General features: G+C 62.3%; 19 protein-coding genes. 9 read left to right on the forward strand and 10 right to left on the reverse strand.

Annotated features, from left to right (window positions below; genetic code table 11):
* Positions 1 to 245 precede the first annotated feature (245 nt).
* Complete coding sequence (locus HB630_RS01125) at positions 246 to 1,487, forward strand: L,D-transpeptidase (RefSeq protein WP_249780593.1); 1,242 nt, start codon at positions 246 to 248, stop codon at positions 1,485 to 1,487.
* Between the two features lie 95 nt (positions 1,488 to 1,582).
* On the opposite strand, the gene HB630_RS01130 is transcribed toward HB630_RS01125, so the two are convergent.
* Complete coding sequence (locus tag HB630_RS01130; protein ID WP_213769531.1) at positions 1,583 to 2,542, reverse strand: D-2-hydroxyacid dehydrogenase family protein; 960 nt, start codon at positions 2,540 to 2,542, stop codon at positions 1,583 to 1,585.
* Positions 2,543 to 2,676: 134 nt separating this feature from the next.
* Positions 2,677 to 2,931 (reverse strand): hypothetical protein, encoded by a 255-nt coding sequence (locus tag HB630_RS01135; RefSeq protein WP_213769532.1) that lies wholly within the window; start codon positions 2,929 to 2,931, stop codon positions 2,677 to 2,679.
* Positions 2,932 to 3,182: 251 nt separating this feature from the next.
* Here HB630_RS01135 and ettA point away from each other — a divergent pair, with 251 nt between their 5' ends.
* The 3 genes from ettA to HB630_RS01150 are packed head-to-tail and all read left to right on the forward strand — an operon-like array spanning position 3,183 to position 6,921.
* The gene (gene ettA, locus HB630_RS01140; protein ID WP_213770665.1) at positions 3,183 to 4,835 is read left to right on the forward strand and encodes an energy-dependent translational throttle protein EttA; all 1,653 of its coding nucleotides are present in this window, start codon (positions 3,183 to 3,185) and stop codon (positions 4,833 to 4,835) included.
* Between the two features lie 13 nt (positions 4,836 to 4,848).
* Positions 4,849 to 5,619, forward strand: coding sequence for a trans-aconitate 2-methyltransferase (gene tam, locus HB630_RS01145; RefSeq protein WP_213769534.1), 771 nt, complete (start codon positions 4,849 to 4,851; stop codon positions 5,617 to 5,619).
* A gap of 48 nt (positions 5,620 to 5,667) precedes the next feature.
* Complete coding sequence (locus tag HB630_RS01150; protein WP_213769535.1) at positions 5,668 to 6,921, forward strand: lytic murein transglycosylase; 1,254 nt, start codon at positions 5,668 to 5,670, stop codon at positions 6,919 to 6,921.
* 71 nt (positions 6,922 to 6,992) lie between these two features.
* On the opposite strand, the gene HB630_RS01155 is transcribed toward HB630_RS01150, so the two are convergent.
* Complete coding sequence (locus tag HB630_RS01155) at positions 6,993 to 7,268, reverse strand: hypothetical protein (RefSeq protein ID WP_213769536.1); 276 nt, start codon at positions 7,266 to 7,268, stop codon at positions 6,993 to 6,995.
* A 235-nt stretch (positions 7,269 to 7,503) separates the two neighbouring features.
* Positions 7,504 to 7,818, reverse strand: a complete 315-nt coding sequence (locus tag HB630_RS01160; protein WP_213769537.1) for a hypothetical protein — start codon at positions 7,816 to 7,818, stop codon at positions 7,504 to 7,506.
* Positions 7,819 to 8,009: 191 nt separating this feature from the next.
* Here HB630_RS01160 and HB630_RS28585 point away from each other — a divergent pair, with 191 nt between their 5' ends.
* From HB630_RS28585 to bfr, 3 genes are all read left to right on the forward strand, one after another.
* Positions 8,010 to 8,135 (forward strand): hypothetical protein, encoded by a 126-nt coding sequence (locus HB630_RS28585; protein ID WP_276571575.1) that lies wholly within the window; start codon positions 8,010 to 8,012, stop codon positions 8,133 to 8,135.
* Positions 8,136 to 8,395: 260 nt separating this feature from the next.
* Complete coding sequence (locus tag HB630_RS01165) at positions 8,396 to 8,656, forward strand: (2Fe-2S)-binding protein (protein ID WP_213769538.1); 261 nt, start codon at positions 8,396 to 8,398, stop codon at positions 8,654 to 8,656.
* Positions 8,657 to 8,805: 149 nt separating this feature from the next.
* Entirely contained in the window at positions 8,806 to 9,303 is a 498-nt protein-coding gene (gene bfr, locus HB630_RS01170; protein ID WP_213769539.1) for a bacterioferritin, read from the forward strand.
* A gap of 47 nt (positions 9,304 to 9,350) precedes the next feature.
* Here bfr and HB630_RS01175 read toward each other — a convergent pair whose 3' ends face one another.
* From HB630_RS01175 to HB630_RS01190, 4 genes are all read right to left on the reverse strand, one after another.
* Positions 9,351 to 9,956 carry an MSMEG_1061 family FMN-dependent PPOX-type flavoprotein gene (locus tag HB630_RS01175; RefSeq protein WP_213769540.1) on the reverse strand — a complete coding sequence of 202 codons (606 nt, stop codon included), beginning with the start codon at positions 9,954 to 9,956 and terminating at the stop codon, positions 9,351 to 9,353.
* 78 nt (positions 9,957 to 10,034) lie between these two features.
* A complete protein-coding gene (locus HB630_RS01180) occupies positions 10,035 to 10,388 on the reverse strand; it encodes a hypothetical protein (protein WP_213769541.1) in 354 nt (117 codons plus the stop codon).
* 216 nt (positions 10,389 to 10,604) lie between these two features.
* Positions 10,605 to 11,666, reverse strand: a complete 1,062-nt coding sequence (locus tag HB630_RS01185) for an alpha/beta fold hydrolase (protein ID WP_213769542.1) — start codon at positions 11,664 to 11,666, stop codon at positions 10,605 to 10,607.
* Positions 11,667 to 11,822: 156 nt separating this feature from the next.
* Positions 11,823 to 12,068 carry a DUF2188 domain-containing protein gene (locus tag HB630_RS01190; protein WP_213769543.1) on the reverse strand — a complete coding sequence of 82 codons (246 nt, stop codon included), beginning with the start codon at positions 12,066 to 12,068 and terminating at the stop codon, positions 11,823 to 11,825.
* A gap of 162 nt (positions 12,069 to 12,230) precedes the next feature.
* On the opposite strand from HB630_RS01190, the gene HB630_RS01195 reads away from it, so the two are divergent.
* Positions 12,231 to 12,497, forward strand: a complete 267-nt coding sequence (locus HB630_RS01195; protein ID WP_213769544.1) for a DUF2277 domain-containing protein — start codon at positions 12,231 to 12,233, stop codon at positions 12,495 to 12,497.
* A gap of 221 nt (positions 12,498 to 12,718) precedes the next feature.
* Positions 12,719 to 13,090 carry a hypothetical protein gene (locus tag HB630_RS01200; protein ID WP_213769545.1) on the forward strand — a complete coding sequence of 124 codons (372 nt, stop codon included), beginning with the start codon at positions 12,719 to 12,721 and terminating at the stop codon, positions 13,088 to 13,090.
* A gap of 33 nt (positions 13,091 to 13,123) precedes the next feature.
* Here HB630_RS01200 and HB630_RS01205 read toward each other — a convergent pair whose 3' ends face one another.
* The gene (locus HB630_RS01205) at positions 13,124 to 13,630 is read right to left on the reverse strand and encodes a collagen-like protein (RefSeq protein ID WP_213769547.1); all 507 of its coding nucleotides are present in this window, start codon (positions 13,628 to 13,630) and stop codon (positions 13,124 to 13,126) included.
* A gap of 316 nt (positions 13,631 to 13,946) precedes the next feature.
* Positions 13,947 to 14,213: a helix-turn-helix domain-containing protein gene (locus HB630_RS01210; RefSeq protein WP_249780594.1), complete on the reverse strand. Its 267-nt coding sequence runs from the start codon at positions 14,211 to 14,213 to the stop codon at positions 13,947 to 13,949.
* Positions 14,214 to 14,431: the final 218 nt, after the last annotated feature.

Genomic DNA, 14,431 nt, shown 5'->3' on the forward strand with positions numbered 1-14,431 from the left:
GGCTTGGCGGCAACGCTCCGATCCGGGGCCTTTCCCGGTTCTGGTGGAAATCAGGATCGAGGCTCTATCCTTTTATTTTGATGCGCTTTCTTGACGCGAAACGGTACCGCTTTGCGTGAAAACGCTGTTGACCATCACAAATGCCGGAACCCGGTCCGAAACGGCCGATTTGTCTTGAATGCGCCGCTATCTTCGGTCATCTGCCCTTAGTGATCCGGTGTCGACTCGGGGACTATGCAAGGGCGATGATGATCAAACGCATTCTGACGATTTGTGCTGCCGTGACGGCTGGCGCGGCGGGTATCTCGATTGCGCACGCGCAGCAGGACGGCTATCCGCCGCCCCGGGGCGCCGTCTATTCGCCTTATCCGCCGGGCGGTGATCCGGCAGATTATCGCCGCGGCTCCAACTCGCCGAATTTCGATTCGCTCGGAGACGACGAGGCGTCGGATGATGGCGAGGGCTCGACCGCGCTGCCGCCTCCGGGACCCGTGATGTCGCCCGAGGATCCCCGTTACGGTCGCCCGATGGCTCCGCCGCCGGCTTATTCCGACCGTGCCGCGCCGTCTGGCCCGGTCATGTCGCCGGACGATCCGCGCTATGGCCAGCCGATGGCCGCTCCGCCGGCCTATTCCAATCGCAGCGCGTCGGCGCCAACCGGTCCTGTGATGTCGCCGGACGACCCGCGTTACGGCCGTCCTGCCGGCCCGCCGCCGGTGATCTATTCCGACCGCAATGCTCCGGCCGATGGCAACACGGGCTTGCGTCCGCCCGAAGCCGTCGGGAATCCGGACTATTCCGCCCCCGCTCGGCAGCCATCCGCGGCGGCCGGCGACCGACCGGTGTCGGTGGCAGTGCTGCCACCCGAAGATCAGCCAGAATCCGGCTCCGCGGATCTCGCGCCCAACCTGCGCCGGCAGGAGGTCTCTTTCGTCACCAAGGAGCCGGCGGGAACGATCATCGTCGATACCCCCAATACCTACCTTTATTACGTGCTGGGTGGCGGCCGTGCGATGCGTTACGGCGTCCGCGTCGGCCGCGACGGTTTCACCTGGAACGGCGTGCAGAAGATTACCCGTAAGGCTGAGTGGCCGGATTGGCACCCGCCGACGGAAATGATCGATCGCCAGCCCTATCTGCCGCGTTTCATGGCGGGCGGTCCCGGCAACCCGTTGGGCGCGCGCGCGATGTATCTCGGATCGACCGTCTATCGCATCCACGGCACCAATCAGCCGTCGACGATCGGCAAGTTCGTCTCGTCGGGCTGCATCGGCATGCTGAATGAGGACGTCGAGGACCTGTTCGACCGGGTCAAGGTTGGCACCCGCGTGGTGGTGTGGCCCGGCAATCCGGCCGCGATCGCATCGGCGCAGCCGGTTCCCGGACCGAATGCCGGTCCGGCTTCGCCTGCCCAGGCCTCGGCCGTTCCGGGCGGAACCCAGCCGACCGTGGTGCCGCCGCTGGGCGCGCCGGTCACGGTGCGGTAAGCGGCCCTTATAAATTGGCCCTTATCGGGCCCGGTTCCGTTCGATTGAAGTGGTAAGAAGCTCTCGATCCCCTGCCGGGGACGGGAGCTTCTTTTTTACGGCAGCGTCCGCAGTGGCGTGCCTTTGAGCCAGCCGTCGATGTTTTCGACCATTTGGCCATAATGGGCGCGGAATGCGTCTTCCGACACGTAGCCGAGATGCGGCGTCAGCACGATGTTGTCGAGCTTGCGGAAGGGATGACCGACCGGCAGCGGCTCGACCGAGAACACGTCGATCCCGGCGCCCGCGATCTTGCGCTGCTGCAAGGTCTCCAGCAGGGCCGCCTCGTCGACGATCGGACCTCGCGAGGTATTGACGAGATAGGACGTCGGCTTCATGCGGGCCAGATCCTCGCGTCCGACCAGGCCGCGCGAGCGCGGGCTCAGCACCACGTGGATCGTGATGACATCGGCGGTCGCGAATAATTGCTCCTTGGTCGCGTAACCGACCCCGACTTCCTTGCAGCGTTCCGGCGTCAGGTTGGGGCTCCAGGCGATCACGTTCATGCCGAACGCCTTGCCGAGACCGGCCATCTTGCTGCCCAGCTTGCCGAGGCCGACGATGCCGAGCGTCCGGCCCTCGATCTCGATGCCGCAGAATTTCTGCCAGGGCTCGCCCGCATGCATGCGCGCGTTCTCGCGGCCGATACCCCGGGTCAATTCCAGGATCAGGCCCATCGTCAGCGGCGCGGTGGGATCCTGCTTCCACAGCGTGCCGCACAGCACGACGCCGCGTTCTCTTGCGGCTTCCGTGTCGATCGCCGCGTTGCGCATGCCCGAGGTGATCAGGAGTTTCAGCTTGGGCAGTGCTTCAAGCAATTGGCGCGGGAATGGCGTGCGCTCGCGCATCGCGCAGACGATGTCGAAATCCTTCAAGGCGCTGGCGGCGGCTTCCGTCGAGACAAATGGCTCGGTGAACGCCGTGACGTCGACACGGTCCCCGATCTTCGACCAGTCCGCGATCGCCAGGGTGATGTCGAAATAATCGTCGAGAATTGCACAGCGCAACCGCGTCATGGAAAAGCCCGTTCATGGCGATGAAGACGGCCGCAAATGAACCGTCGGGGAACGGCATGGTCGCGCGCAATTTGCGGGCGCGCAAGCATGGAACGGCCCGCAACAGCAGGAACGGCTGTAAGGGAGGGGATAGGTTACGAGGGCGCCTGCGATTTGAGTCCCTTGGCGGCCCGGATCTCGGCGAGCATCGACCGGACCGCGGGCGATAGCGCCGTCTCCTTGGCGCGGCAGGCAGGTCCGGGACCTCGCATATAGTATAGTTCCGGCCGGTAGGGATCGAACGCCTTGACGAAGAACAGGTACAAAAATGCCCTGAATTCACTGAGCAGACCGGATTTGGGGGCGTTCTCTTCCCGGGAGGGGAGGGATGCGGGGGTGACGTTTGCCATGACGCGGGCCCTGCTACTCGCCTGCGGCTCCTGCCGTATGACGGGCGCTTTCGGCGCCGGGAACGAGCTTTGGCCCAATCTGTTAAAACAAGCTTTCAATTGTCATGATCTGGCGCGCACATGGTTTCGGCCCGGTAATGATCCGTAGTGAATGAATGGAAAACGCAGCCGCTGCGGTTGCCCTTTGGGGGTGGCGCCGCTACATCACCGGCAGCAAATTTCCATAAATGCAACGGTTTCAAGGGATCGCGATGGCCCGCCAGTTCGTCTATTTCATGCAAGGTCTGTCCAAGACCTATCCGGGCAACCGCAAGGTGCTCGATAACGTCCATTTGTCGTTTTATCCCGACGCCAAGATCGGCGTGCTCGGCGTCAACGGCTCCGGAAAATCGACGCTGCTGCGGATCATGGCCGGCATCGACAAGGACTATAATGGCGAGGCCTGGGTCGCCGAAGGCGCGCGGGTCGGCTATCTCGAGCAGGAGCCGCAACTCGACCCCAAACTAAGCGTCCGCGAAAACGTGATGCTGGGCGTCGCCAAGCAGAAGGCGATCCTCGACCGTTACAACGAACTCGCGATGAACTATTCCGACGAGACCGCCGATGAGATGACGAAGCTGCAGGACGAGATCGAGGCCCAGGGCCTGTGGGATCTCGACAGCAAGGTCGATCAGGCGATGGACGCGCTGCGCTGTCCTCCCGACGATGCCGACGTGACCAAACTCTCCGGCGGCGAGCGCCGCCGCGTGGCGCTGTGCCGGCTGTTGCTGGACCAGCCGGAACTGCTGCTGCTGGACGAGCCGACCAACCATCTCGATGCCGAATCGGTGTCCTGGCTCGAAGGGCATCTTCGCAATTATCCCGGCGCGATCCTGATCGTCACCCATGACCGCTATTTTCTCGACAATGTCACAAGCTGGATCCTGGAACTCGACCGCGGCAAGGGCATCCCGTACGAGGGCAATTACTCCTCCTGGCTGCAGCAGAAACAGAAGCGGCTCGAGCAGGAGGGCCGCGAGGATGCCGCCCACCAGAAGACGCTGGCGCGCGAGCAGGAATGGATTGCGTCCTCGCCCAAGGCGCGCCAGGCCAAATCCAAGGCGCGCTACCAGCGTTACGAAGATCTGTTGAAGCAGGCCAATGAAAAGCAGTCCCAGACCGCGCAGATCGTCATTCCCGTCGCCGAGCGGCTCGGCAACAATGTGGTCGATTTCGAAGGCCTCAGCAAAGGCTTCGGCGATCGCGAGCTGATCGACAATCTCACCTTCAAGCTGCCGCCCGGCGGTATCGTCGGCGTGATCGGCCCCAACGGCGCCGGCAAGACCACGCTGTTCCGGATGATCACCAAGCAGGAGACGCCGGACAAGGGCTCCATCACCGTCGGCGAGAGCGTGCATCTCGGCTATGTCGACCAGTCGCGCGACGCGCTCGACGGCAGCAAGAGCGTTTGGGAGGAAATATCCGGCGGCAACGAACTGATCCTGCTCGGCAAGAAGGAAGTGAACTCGCGCGGCTATTGCTCGGCGTTCAATTTCAAAGGCGCCGATCAGCAGAAGAAGGTCGGCTCGCTGTCCGGCGGTGAGCGCAACCGCGTGCATTTGGCCAAGATGCTCAAATCGGGCGCCAACGTGCTGCTGCTCGACGAACCGACCAACGATCTCGACGTTGATACGTTGCGTGCGCTGGAAGAGGCGCTGGAGGATTTCGCCGGCTGCGCCGTGATCATCAGCCATGACCGCTGGTTCCTCGACCGCATCGCCACGCATATCCTGGCCTTCGAGGGCGACAGCCATGTCGAATGGTTCGAAGGCAATTTCCAGGATTATGAAAAGGACAAGATGCGGCGGCTCGGGCAGGACGCCGTCATCCCGCACCGGGTCAAGTACAAGAAGCTGACGCGATAAACCGGGAACTGCGATGGCGGACTGGAGCGCAGGGCAGTATCTTAAGTTCGAGAGCGAGCGGACGCGCCCGTCGCGCGATTTGCTGGCGCAGATCCCGATTGCCGATGCGCGCAGGGTCGTCGATATCGGCTGCGGGCCGGGGAATTCGACCGAGCTTTTGGTCAAGCGCTGGCCGCAAGCCACGGTCACCGGTATCGATACTTCCGCCGACATGCTGCGGCAAGCGCGCGAACGTCTGCCGCAGCAGACATTTGTCGAGGCCAATGTCGCTCATTGGGTGCCGCCGGAAAAAACCGACGTTCTGTTCGCCAATGCGATCTTTCAATGGGTGCCCAACCATCTCAAGCAGTTGCAGCGGCTGATTGGGGCGCTGCCTTTGGGGGGCGTGCTCGCGGTGCAAATGCCCGACAATCTCGACGAGCCCACGCATGTCCTGATGCGCGAGATCGCACGGCTGGAGCCGTTCCGGGAAAAACTCGCCGACAAGGCGCGGTCGCGCGACACGCTTCCGGCGCCCGGGGTTTATTATGATGCCTTGAAGCCATTCTGCACGCGGCTCGAGATCTGGCACACGATCTATAATCACGTGCTGCCGGATGCCGCCGCGGTCGTGGAATGGGTCAAGGGAACGGGCCTGCGGCCGTTCGTCGATCCGCTGGAAGCGCCCGAGCGCAAGCAATATCTCGCCGAATACACCGCGCGCCTCGCCGCCAGCTATGTGCCGCAGGCGGATGGCAAGGTGCTGCTGCGCTTTCCGCGGCTCTTCATCGTGGCGGTGAAGTAGAGGCCGCCTTCCGCGTCCACCAACGGCGGCCACCAGCGACAGGCCACCATGAAAGATACCGGGTCTGTGAACGCCGTCCATCGCATCCTGCTTGTTCTTTCGGTCGTGGCGATGATGGCAGGCTCGTCGTCCGCCCGCGCCGCCGATGCCGGCTTCACGCAATTCATCGCCTCGCTGTGGCCCGAGGCGAAGGCGGCGGGCGTGTCGCGCGCGACATTCGATGCGGAAACGCGCGGGCTCGAGCCCGATTACAAACTGCCCGACCTGATCTTGCCGGGACGTCCCCCGACCGGCGCGCCGGCGCAGGCCGAATTCGTGCAGGTGCCGGCGGATTATGTCAGGGAAGCCAGCATCGCGCGGCTCGCGGAAGAGGGCCAGCGGCTGCTGCGGAAGTACCAGGGCGCGCTTTCCGGGATCGAGGCGCGTTTCGGCGTGCCCGCAACCGTGGTGCTCGCGATCTGGGGCCGCGAAACCGATTTCGGCCGCTACACGCTGCCTGATGACGGGCTGCGCGTGCTGGCGACGCAGGCCTATGTGGGCCGCCGCAAGGACACCTACCGCAATGAATTCATCCTGGCCTTGAAGATGATCGGCGAGGGCGACGTGACGCGCAAGGATTTGCGTTCGTCCTGGGCCGGCGCCACTGGTCTTACCCAGTTTCTCCCGTCGGAGTTCTATCAGCATGCGGTCGATTTCGACGGCGACGGCCGCAAGGACATCTGGCATTCGGTGCCCGACGCGCTTGCTTCCGCGGCCCAGCAGCTCGTCAACAAGGGCTGGCAGAGCGGCGTGCGCTGGGCCTATGAAGTTCAGGCGCCCGTCAATGTCGACTGCACGATGGGCGTGCCCGAGATCACAAAGCCGATCGGCGAATGGTTGCGCGACGGATTCGTGCCGGTGCGCGGGCAAAAGCTCAGCGCGGCCGAGCGCGCGCAACCCGCATCCTTGTTGCAGCCCGAGGGCATCCACGGCCCGGCATTTCTGACCACGCAGAACTATTTCGTCATCAAGCAATATAATTTTTCGGATCTGTATGTGCTGTTCGTCGGCCACCTCAGCGACCGCATGACGAGCCCGGAGCCGTTCGCAACGCCGTGGTCCGCCTCGACGCAATTGCGCACGGCCGATGTCGAGGCGATGCAGCGCGAGCTGACGCGCCTTGGTCTTTACAAGGACAAGCTCGACGGCAAGGCCGGGATGCAGACACGCGCGGCGCTGGGCGCTTATCAGAAATCGGCCGGGCTGAAAGTGGATTGCTGGCCTAGCGAGGCCGTGCTGCGTTCGATCAGCTCCAGCCGTTGAGCGATAGAATGTACAATAAAAAACCCGGCTGAAATCTCAGCCGGGTCTTTCGAAATCACAGCGCGATCAGATCAGTTGCAGACCTCGACGCGGCGGAAGCGCCAAGCGTATCCATCCCAGAAGCGCTCGCGAACCCAGTGGCACGGCGGCGGGGGAGGGGCGTCTTCCACATATACCGGGCCGCCATAGGCCGGACGGCTGGCGGCGATCGCGCCACCGACAATCGCGCCGCCGATGAGGCCGCCGGCGACAGCAGCGCCGAGGCCACGCTGTGCGCTCGCGGGAGTCGTCGCGAGCGAACCCGCGAGGGTCGCAACCGCGGCGAGGGCAGCAAAGGTCTTCTTCATGTCTTGTGCTCTCCTGGAGATGGCGCCTTCAGTCAGCGCCGGGTTTAGGATCAACTCACACGCCGTATTCGAAAGTGGCCGTCTCGCTAAAAAGCGCACAACAGTCAATCGAAAGTAAACGTGGTTAAGCCCTTGGGCCGAAAAAACGGTTTTTTCAGGCCAATTTCCAATGACATCCCCGGGAACGCCCGGTTTCCGGGGAGTATGGCGCCGATTTAATGAAGGTGAACGGGCTTCAACCGCAAACCCTTACGCGGCGAATCCGCCAGCCATAGCCGTCCCAGAAACGCTGCCGCTGCCAGTAGCATGGGCCGTAGCCGGGGCCGGCGACATAAGCCGGGCCTGGACCGTAATAGCCATAGCCGGGTCCGTAGTAATAGCCGGGTCCATAGTAGCGGGGGCCGGCCAGCGCGCCGCCAATGATGGCGCCGCCGATGAGGCCGCCGGCGATCGCAGCGCCAACGCCACGCTGGGCGTGGGCCGGCGCGGGCGCCACAGCCGAAATGGCGAGGGTGGAGACGGCCGCAAGCGCCATCAAAATTTTCCTCATGGCTTCACCTTTCTCAATGGGCAAGTCTCAATGGACGGGGACAGAAAGCGATCTGTCACAGCAAAGCTTCCATATTCCGCTTGAACGATCAATGAACGGGGCCGTCATATTCGGTAACGAACCGCCATCAGTGTGACGGCCCTTGCGCGGCACCAGCCGTCCGTCCCGGTCAGTCCATGCCGGCTGCGATCATGACGCAGGCTCTGCTCTTCTGTTTCGACGCGTTTTCTTCACACGAACCGGAAGCCGCTTTGCTCGAAAACGCTATCGTGATGGTGCGGTATGACAGCGCGGGTTTGCCGCGCGTGGTGACATGATCGCGGCGACGGTGGACGCGGAAATGCTGCGGCGATGAAGGTGAACACAGCGCCGCTGGAAACGATTGCAACGAGCGATATGGAAAATCAGCTGCGTGCGTTTTGTGCCTGTACCACAGGCACTTTAGAGTCGTTCCAGAGTTCGTAAATGGCTAGTTTGGAATAGCTTAAAAACGCGGCTTTTCCTTTTGCATCCGGTCCCGGTCTTCAATATCGAGAAAGTCAGAACTTGAAGAGATCCCGCGAGCCTTGGCATTTTCATGATTGTTTGCTCCTGCAATGTTCTGACCGATCACGACGTCCGCAACGCGGTCAGTGGCTCGGAAGATATTCCCCGCAATGCCAAGCAACTCTACGGATGCCTCGGCTGCAGCGCCGAGTGCGGTCGCTGCGCGCGCACGCTCAAGTCCATTCTGGACGAGGCCCTGGGTGGTTGCGCCGAAGGCTGTTGGGCAGGCTGCGCCCACAGCGAGACGGGCATGCACGGCCATGCCGGGACCGCTCTGGCCGGCGCCGTCTGAGATTTTCCCGATTTATTGAATTTTGGTCGCTTTTGCGTCCCCTCCATTTTGCTGCCCGCAAAATGGGTTGCTCCCGCCCTTAAACTCATTTAGAAACGTTCTAAATAGTGTTCATAAGGCCGATTCGGGCCTTTCAAGCGGAGTTCATCATGCAGGGCGACCTAAAGGTCATCGATTATCTCAATAAGGGTCTGCGGCACGAACTCACCGCCATCAACCAGTATTGGCTGCATTTCCGGGTGCTGAACAACTGGGGCTTGCTGGAGATGGCCAAGGTCTGGCGCAAGGAATCCATCGAGGAGATGCAGCACGCCGACCGCTTCACCGATCGCATTCTGTTCCTCGATGGATTTCCCAACATGCAGGTGCTCGATCCCTTGCGGATCGGCCAGAACGTCAAGGAAATCATCGAGTGCGATCTGGCGGCCGAGATCAGCGCGCGCAATCTGTACCAGGAGGCCGCGACCTACTGCCACGGCGTCAAGGATTACGTCTCGCGCGACCTGTTCGAGGATCTGATGAAGGACGAGGAGCACCACATAGATTTCCTCGAAACCCAGCTCGATTTGATCACGCGGATCGGGATCGAGCTTTACACGCAGAAGCACGTCGGCGGGCTCGAGAGCGAGTTTTCGAAGGAAGGTTAGTTCGGCCGTCGACCTCTGGCCCGGAACGCTTCGAGGGGCCGCTGCCTTTAAAGCTGCGTTTTGTAGCGCGCTTCGACCACGTCCTGGTTTTCCGGTTCGCCGAGACTGGTCTGGTCGTGGATCACCGTGCTGATGCTGGGAAATACTTCGCGCTTCACACGAATGTCCGGCGACCACAGTTTCGAGCGCATCAAGGCCTTGCCGCAATGGAAATAGGCCTCCTGTACGGTGACGCTCAGCACCGCACGTGGTGGTTTGCCGAACTCCACCATCGATGCCAGCAGGTCCGGATCGGCCGAGAGCGAGCCCCTGCCGCCGACGCGTAGCGTCTCGTCGATGCCCGGCACGAAGAAGATCAGCTGCACGAAACCCGAGCCCTCAACGATATTCCTGAAACTGTCGATCCGGTTGTTGCCGGAGCGATCCGGCATCAATAGCCGGTCGGGACCTGCGACATGCACAAAGCCGGGATTGCCGCCGCGCGGCGAGGCGTCGACGCTGCCGTCGGAGCCCGATGTCGCCAGCACGCAAAACGGCGACATCTCGATAAAGTTTGTCGAGTGGATGTCGAGTTGCGGCCGCGCCTTCTCGATCACGCGTTGCGTCGGCGTCGGATAGATCTTGGCAAGGTCACTGGCGAGGAGGTCGGTCAATGGCTTTCTCCGAAATGATCTCACAGAAATTATCAGCGGTTTTGCGTTTTTTGCGGGGCGCGCTGTGCGGCCATCGGGTCAGACCGCATCGGCCGGCACGAAGCAACTGATGACGATACCGCCGCCGTGATGTACGTACCAGACCACGGCCTGGCCGACCGGATTGCCACGGTCGCGCACGATGGCATGGTCGGGCACCGCCATCCACTGACCTTCGATCGGCACCCAATAGGCGCCGTTGCGAAAATCATATTCGGTGCGATGGCCATCGGCCATATCGCAGCAGGGCACGCCGTTCGGCGCGACCACGCCCTTGAACCAGGCCCGGATTTCCGGAGGCACGTTCGCATATTGCCCGTTGTCAAAGGCGAACGCCGCGCCCGCCAGCGCGGACCAACACGTGAGCAAAGCGATCTGCGTGAACCGTCGCATGCGATCCTCCACGTTGCTTCCTCCTCGCCTGGCCCCGCGCTTTCCCGGCGCTCAAGCGAATCCAGCGATCCGGTGAATTAGGCCCGAGCCGCCGCGCGGATGCACGCTCAAAAAATGAGCGATAGCGCGCCATCGCCGATGGATGCGATGCGAAAATCAATGCTCCTTTTTTCCGACAATTCGATCGACTATCATTCGAGAGAATTCGACGCGATATCACGTCCCGCGCTGCGGCGTCGTTTGCAGCAATTCGCGCAATTGCTGCGCATAAAATCCGGCGTTGCCGGTGGTGAGATGGCCGCGCGTCTCGGTGCTTGCCGGGATCAGATAGAGCCGGCCGTTGCTGATGCGCTTGATCGCGGCCTCGGTAACGCCGGTCTCCGGCGGATTGCGCTCGTCATCGGCGGCGTTGATCGCCAGCAGCGTGGCTTCGATCCGCTCCATGCCGCCGGACGGATCGTAATCATGCGAAGCTTCCCATTGATAGACGAAGTCGTTGGCATCGGCCGTGACCGGGGTTGCCAGCCGATCGTCCACCAGCTGGTCGGCCCTGGCGGTGGTCGGCGCCAGTGTCTGGTAGCCGAGCGTGCCGCCGCTGGCCGCGATCTGGAACATGTTGACGGCATATTTCATCATGCGCGGCTGCACCGCGTAATTGCCGCCGTCGTAATCGGGATCGTTGCGGATGGTCTCCAGCATCATCCGCCGCAGCATCCAGTTGCGCGCCGCCATCGCGGTCGGCTGCGATGCCATCGGCACCACCGCGTCCATTGCTTTCGGATAGCGCGTGGCCCAGATCCAGGCATGCATGCCGCCCATCGAATTGCCGATCACGAGCCGCAGATGCTTGATGCCGAGACCTTCGGTGACCAGCCGATATTGCGCGTCGACCATGTCGGCGTAATCATATTTCGGAAATTTCGTCTTTAGGCCATCGGAAGGCTTTGACGATTTGCCGTGACCGAGGCCGTCGGGAAGAATGATGTAATATTTCGAGGCGTCGAGCGGCTGGCCGGGGCCGAACAGTTGACCCGCGAAAGCCGGCGTCAGCATGTTCGCCGCCGACCCGCCCGAGCCGTGCAGTACCAGCACCGGCTGGCCGGCCGGCTCGCCGATGGTGATGTAGTGAAGCCTGAGCTCCGCCATCATCTTGCCGCTGTGGAACTTGAAATCCCTTGCGGTCCAGTCGCCTTGTTTCGGTGCCGGATAGTCCGCCGCGACGGCGGCCAATGACGTCATGGCAAACACCGCCGATAGTGCTGCGCGCGAAAACCCCATGATGTTTCTCTCAACGCCGTTTCTCCAAGAGCCACGGCCTCGTGACGCGGGCCGTTAGGGCAAAAATCTATCACGCCGCGTGAGACGAGCCGAGACTCGAGATCATGCGGATCGCTGCAAAATTTTTTGACGGATGCCGACGGCGTGAGGAAATCGTTACGCCTTGTCCTCGATGTCGGTTTCGGGGCGGTCGTTCCCGGCGGCCGTTTCGGTGTGCCATTGGCCGTCGGCCGTCTCATATTCGATCGCCTCGGTGCGTCCCGGCGTTCGTTGCTCGGCGGCGGCGTGCCTGGCCGCGGCAAGCGCGGCGGCATGGGTCGCGAAGGTTTCCGAGAATACGCCGTTGACGGTATAGGCCCAGCCGCTGTCGTGCCGAACGATCTTGTAGATCACATGGGACATTTCCGGAACTCGCTTTTCAATACCCGCTTTGTGCTGGCGGGAAACAGGGCTGAACGCACTGTCCATTCTATGACAAAATCGGCGGCGGTGTAGAATTTTACGCCGGCCGATCGTCCTCGGGCAGGGCGATCAGGTCCACCCGGCCAGGCAGAGGAGAAATCCATGTGCCGCAACATCAAGACGCTGTTCAATTTCGAACCGCCCGCGACCGAGGACGAAATCAAGGCTTCGGCCTTGCAATTCGTGCGCAAGCTATCGGGCTTCAACAAGCCATCGCAGCCCAATGAAGCGGCATTCGATCGCGCTGTCGCTGAGGTCTCGGAAGCTGCCCGGAGGCTGCTAACCTCGCTGCACACCCATGCGCCGGTGCGCGACCGCGTAATCGAAGCGGAGAAGGCAAGGGAACGCTCGAGGCTGCGGTTTGGATAGCCAATCGCAATTGGCGACGCAGCGGATGCTGGGCGCCTAGCGTACGGCGCTGGCCGGACAACAGGCCGCAGCCGCGTCACGCGCTTTCCGGCCCGCGCGTCGTTGCGTTCGGCCGCCCTCCAAGGTAATTCTATATTTTTGATGCAACCGGAGATTGGAACCGCTTCCTTCGCCCCGGCGCTGGGAGCCGCGGTCGGGACCACGCGCCCGGCCGCCTTTTGATGTTGGCCGCGGCAATCGCGGTGCGGGAAAAGGGGGGGAGTCCGATGGGCTGGTACACCTATGTCGCCTGGTTCTTCGCGGGAGCTTTCCTCGCCAACGCCATTCCGCACACCATACAGGGTATCTGCGGAAACCGGTTTCAGACGCCCTTTGCTTCGCCGCCCGGCATCGGCGAATCCTCCGCGGTCATGAACGTGCTCTGGGGCCTGTTCAATCTCGCCATCGGTGGCATGCTGCTGCACGTTTTCTTTCCGCCGGAATTGCCGCCGCCGTGGCCGCTGTGCATCGCAGGCTTTGCCGGCGCGCTGGTGATGGCTTTCTGGCTCGCCAAGCACTTCGGCAAGGTACGCAGCGCCGCGCCGCGCCCGTGAGGTTTGAGGCGGCCATGCCTGCCGGGTTCCGGATCATTTCTTGTCCTTGTGCTTGTGCTTCTTCTTTTTCTTCTCGCGGTGGCCGTCGTCATCATCCGCATCGCCGAATTCCGGTTCGTTGAATACCGTGTCGTTGAGCGCCGCCCCGGTTTCCTGCTCCACGGCTTCCTGCTCGGCAGCTTCCCGCGCTTCGCGTTCGCGCATGCGCCTGTGATCTTCCCAGGCATCGAAGACCAGATGCAGCCACGGCATCACCTGTTCGATCGAAGGCAATTGGCCGGGCGGGCCGGGCTCGCCACGCGGTCCCGGTTCGCCACGCAGGCCAGCTTCGCCACGCGCTCCCTGTGTACCGCGAGGCCCTTGCGGACCGGGCTTGCCTTGAGCGCCGGCCTTGCCCTGTGGTCCCGGCTTGCCGCGTGCGCCGTCGGCTCCGCGCCGGCCGGGATGACCCTGCGGTCCGGGACGTCCGGGTTCGCCCTGACGTCCGCGCGGGCCCTGCGGGCCCGGTTTTCCCTGCCGGATGGTCGATTCGTCCGCCACGCTTGCGCTCCTCCCGATAATTCCGGCAGATTTTTTAGCAGACGTTCGCCGGCCGCAACGATGAAGCCGGGCGCGCAGGAGTTCATCAACAGCAAACAGCAGGGTGACGCGCGATAGGCCAGCGGGATTCCGGTTCGCGCAAGGAAACCGCGCTAAACAAAATATTGGAGACCGGTTCTGATTGAATCAGAACCGGTCTTTCCAAGCCACTGATTCCAGCCCGAACGCAACCGTTTGCGAAACCGGAAGCCGGTTTTCGCGAACGATCAGGCAGCAAGACAGAGCGAGCCCAATTCAGCTGAGCTGAAACCGGACCTTAGTCCGCATGCGCCGGCACATCGATGCCGCGGGCCGAATAGATCCGGATCTTGTTGCGCAGGGTGCGAACCGACACACCGAGCACACGCGCGGCGCGGGTCCGGTTCCCGTCGCAACGCGCAAGGGTTTGCAACACCAGCTCCCGCTCGATCTCGTCCACGGTGGACCCGATCAGCAACGGCACGATTTCATTTAGAGCCAGCGAAGACGCCGGAACATCCGGCACGGGGACAGCGAACCCGGGGACAGCGAATTCATGGGTCATCAACACCTCCCGATCAACGCCCGCTCGAACCATGAGCGGAAACATCGAGAAACAAACCCCCACCCAACTCGACGGTGTGCGGAGTCGGTTAACAAATCCCTAACAGGGCATGAATCATCCCAACTAAAGGTGGCTTTGGTCGAATTTTGCGATATTTGCTACTTCCGATTGTAGAGGACTCCCGCCTGGTTCCATGACGCATGTGCATGGCGTTAGGT

This window comes from Bradyrhizobium sp. dw_78 (assembly GCF_018449525.1).
Lineage (GTDB): Bacteria > Pseudomonadota > Alphaproteobacteria > Rhizobiales > Xanthobacteraceae > Bradyrhizobium.

What these genes read in the sequence shown, in the direction of transcription:
- HB630_RS01155 (WP_213769536.1), bottom strand. Translation starts at nt 7,268, where the DNA reads ATGAAGAAGACCTTTGCTGCCCTCGCCGCGGTTGCGACCCTCGCGGGT.
- HB630_RS01210 (WP_249780594.1), bottom strand. Translation starts at nt 14,213, where the DNA reads ATGACCCATGAATTCGCTGTCCCCGGGTTCGCTGTCCCCGTGCCGGAT.
- HB630_RS01195 (WP_213769544.1), top strand. Translation starts at nt 12,231, where the DNA reads ATGTGCCGCAACATCAAGACGCTGTTCAATTTCGAACCGCCCGCGACC.
- HB630_RS01165 (WP_213769538.1), top strand. Translation starts at nt 8,396, where the DNA reads ATGATTGTTTGCTCCTGCAATGTTCTGACCGATCACGACGTCCGCAAC.
- HB630_RS01190 (WP_213769543.1), bottom strand. Translation starts at nt 12,068, where the DNA reads ATGTCCCATGTGATCTACAAGATCGTTCGGCACGACAGCGGCTGGGCC.
- HB630_RS01180 (WP_213769541.1), bottom strand. Translation starts at nt 10,388, where the DNA reads ATGCGACGGTTCACGCAGATCGCTTTGCTCACGTGTTGGTCCGCGCTG.
- HB630_RS01200 (WP_213769545.1), top strand. Translation starts at nt 12,719, where the DNA reads ATGTTGGCCGCGGCAATCGCGGTGCGGGAAAAGGGGGGGAGTCCGATG.
- bfr (WP_213769539.1), top strand. Translation starts at nt 8,806, where the DNA reads ATGCAGGGCGACCTAAAGGTCATCGATTATCTCAATAAGGGTCTGCGG.
- ettA (WP_213770665.1), top strand. Translation starts at nt 3,183, where the DNA reads ATGGCCCGCCAGTTCGTCTATTTCATGCAAGGTCTGTCCAAGACCTAT.
- HB630_RS01125 (WP_249780593.1), top strand. Translation starts at nt 246, where the DNA reads ATGATGATCAAACGCATTCTGACGATTTGTGCTGCCGTGACGGCTGGC.
- HB630_RS01150 (WP_213769535.1), top strand. Translation starts at nt 5,668, where the DNA reads ATGAAAGATACCGGGTCTGTGAACGCCGTCCATCGCATCCTGCTTGTT.
- HB630_RS01160 (WP_213769537.1), bottom strand. Translation starts at nt 7,818, where the DNA reads ATGAGGAAAATTTTGATGGCGCTTGCGGCCGTCTCCACCCTCGCCATT.
- HB630_RS01135 (WP_213769532.1), bottom strand. Translation starts at nt 2,931, where the DNA reads ATGGCAAACGTCACCCCCGCATCCCTCCCCTCCCGGGAAGAGAACGCC.
- tam (WP_213769534.1), top strand. Translation starts at nt 4,849, where the DNA reads ATGGCGGACTGGAGCGCAGGGCAGTATCTTAAGTTCGAGAGCGAGCGG.
- HB630_RS01130 (WP_213769531.1), bottom strand. Translation starts at nt 2,542, where the DNA reads ATGACGCGGTTGCGCTGTGCAATTCTCGACGATTATTTCGACATCACC.
- HB630_RS28585 (WP_276571575.1), top strand. Translation starts at nt 8,010, where the DNA reads ATGACGCAGGCTCTGCTCTTCTGTTTCGACGCGTTTTCTTCACACGAA.
- HB630_RS01185 (WP_213769542.1), bottom strand. Translation starts at nt 11,666, where the DNA reads ATGGGGTTTTCGCGCGCAGCACTATCGGCGGTGTTTGCCATGACGTCA.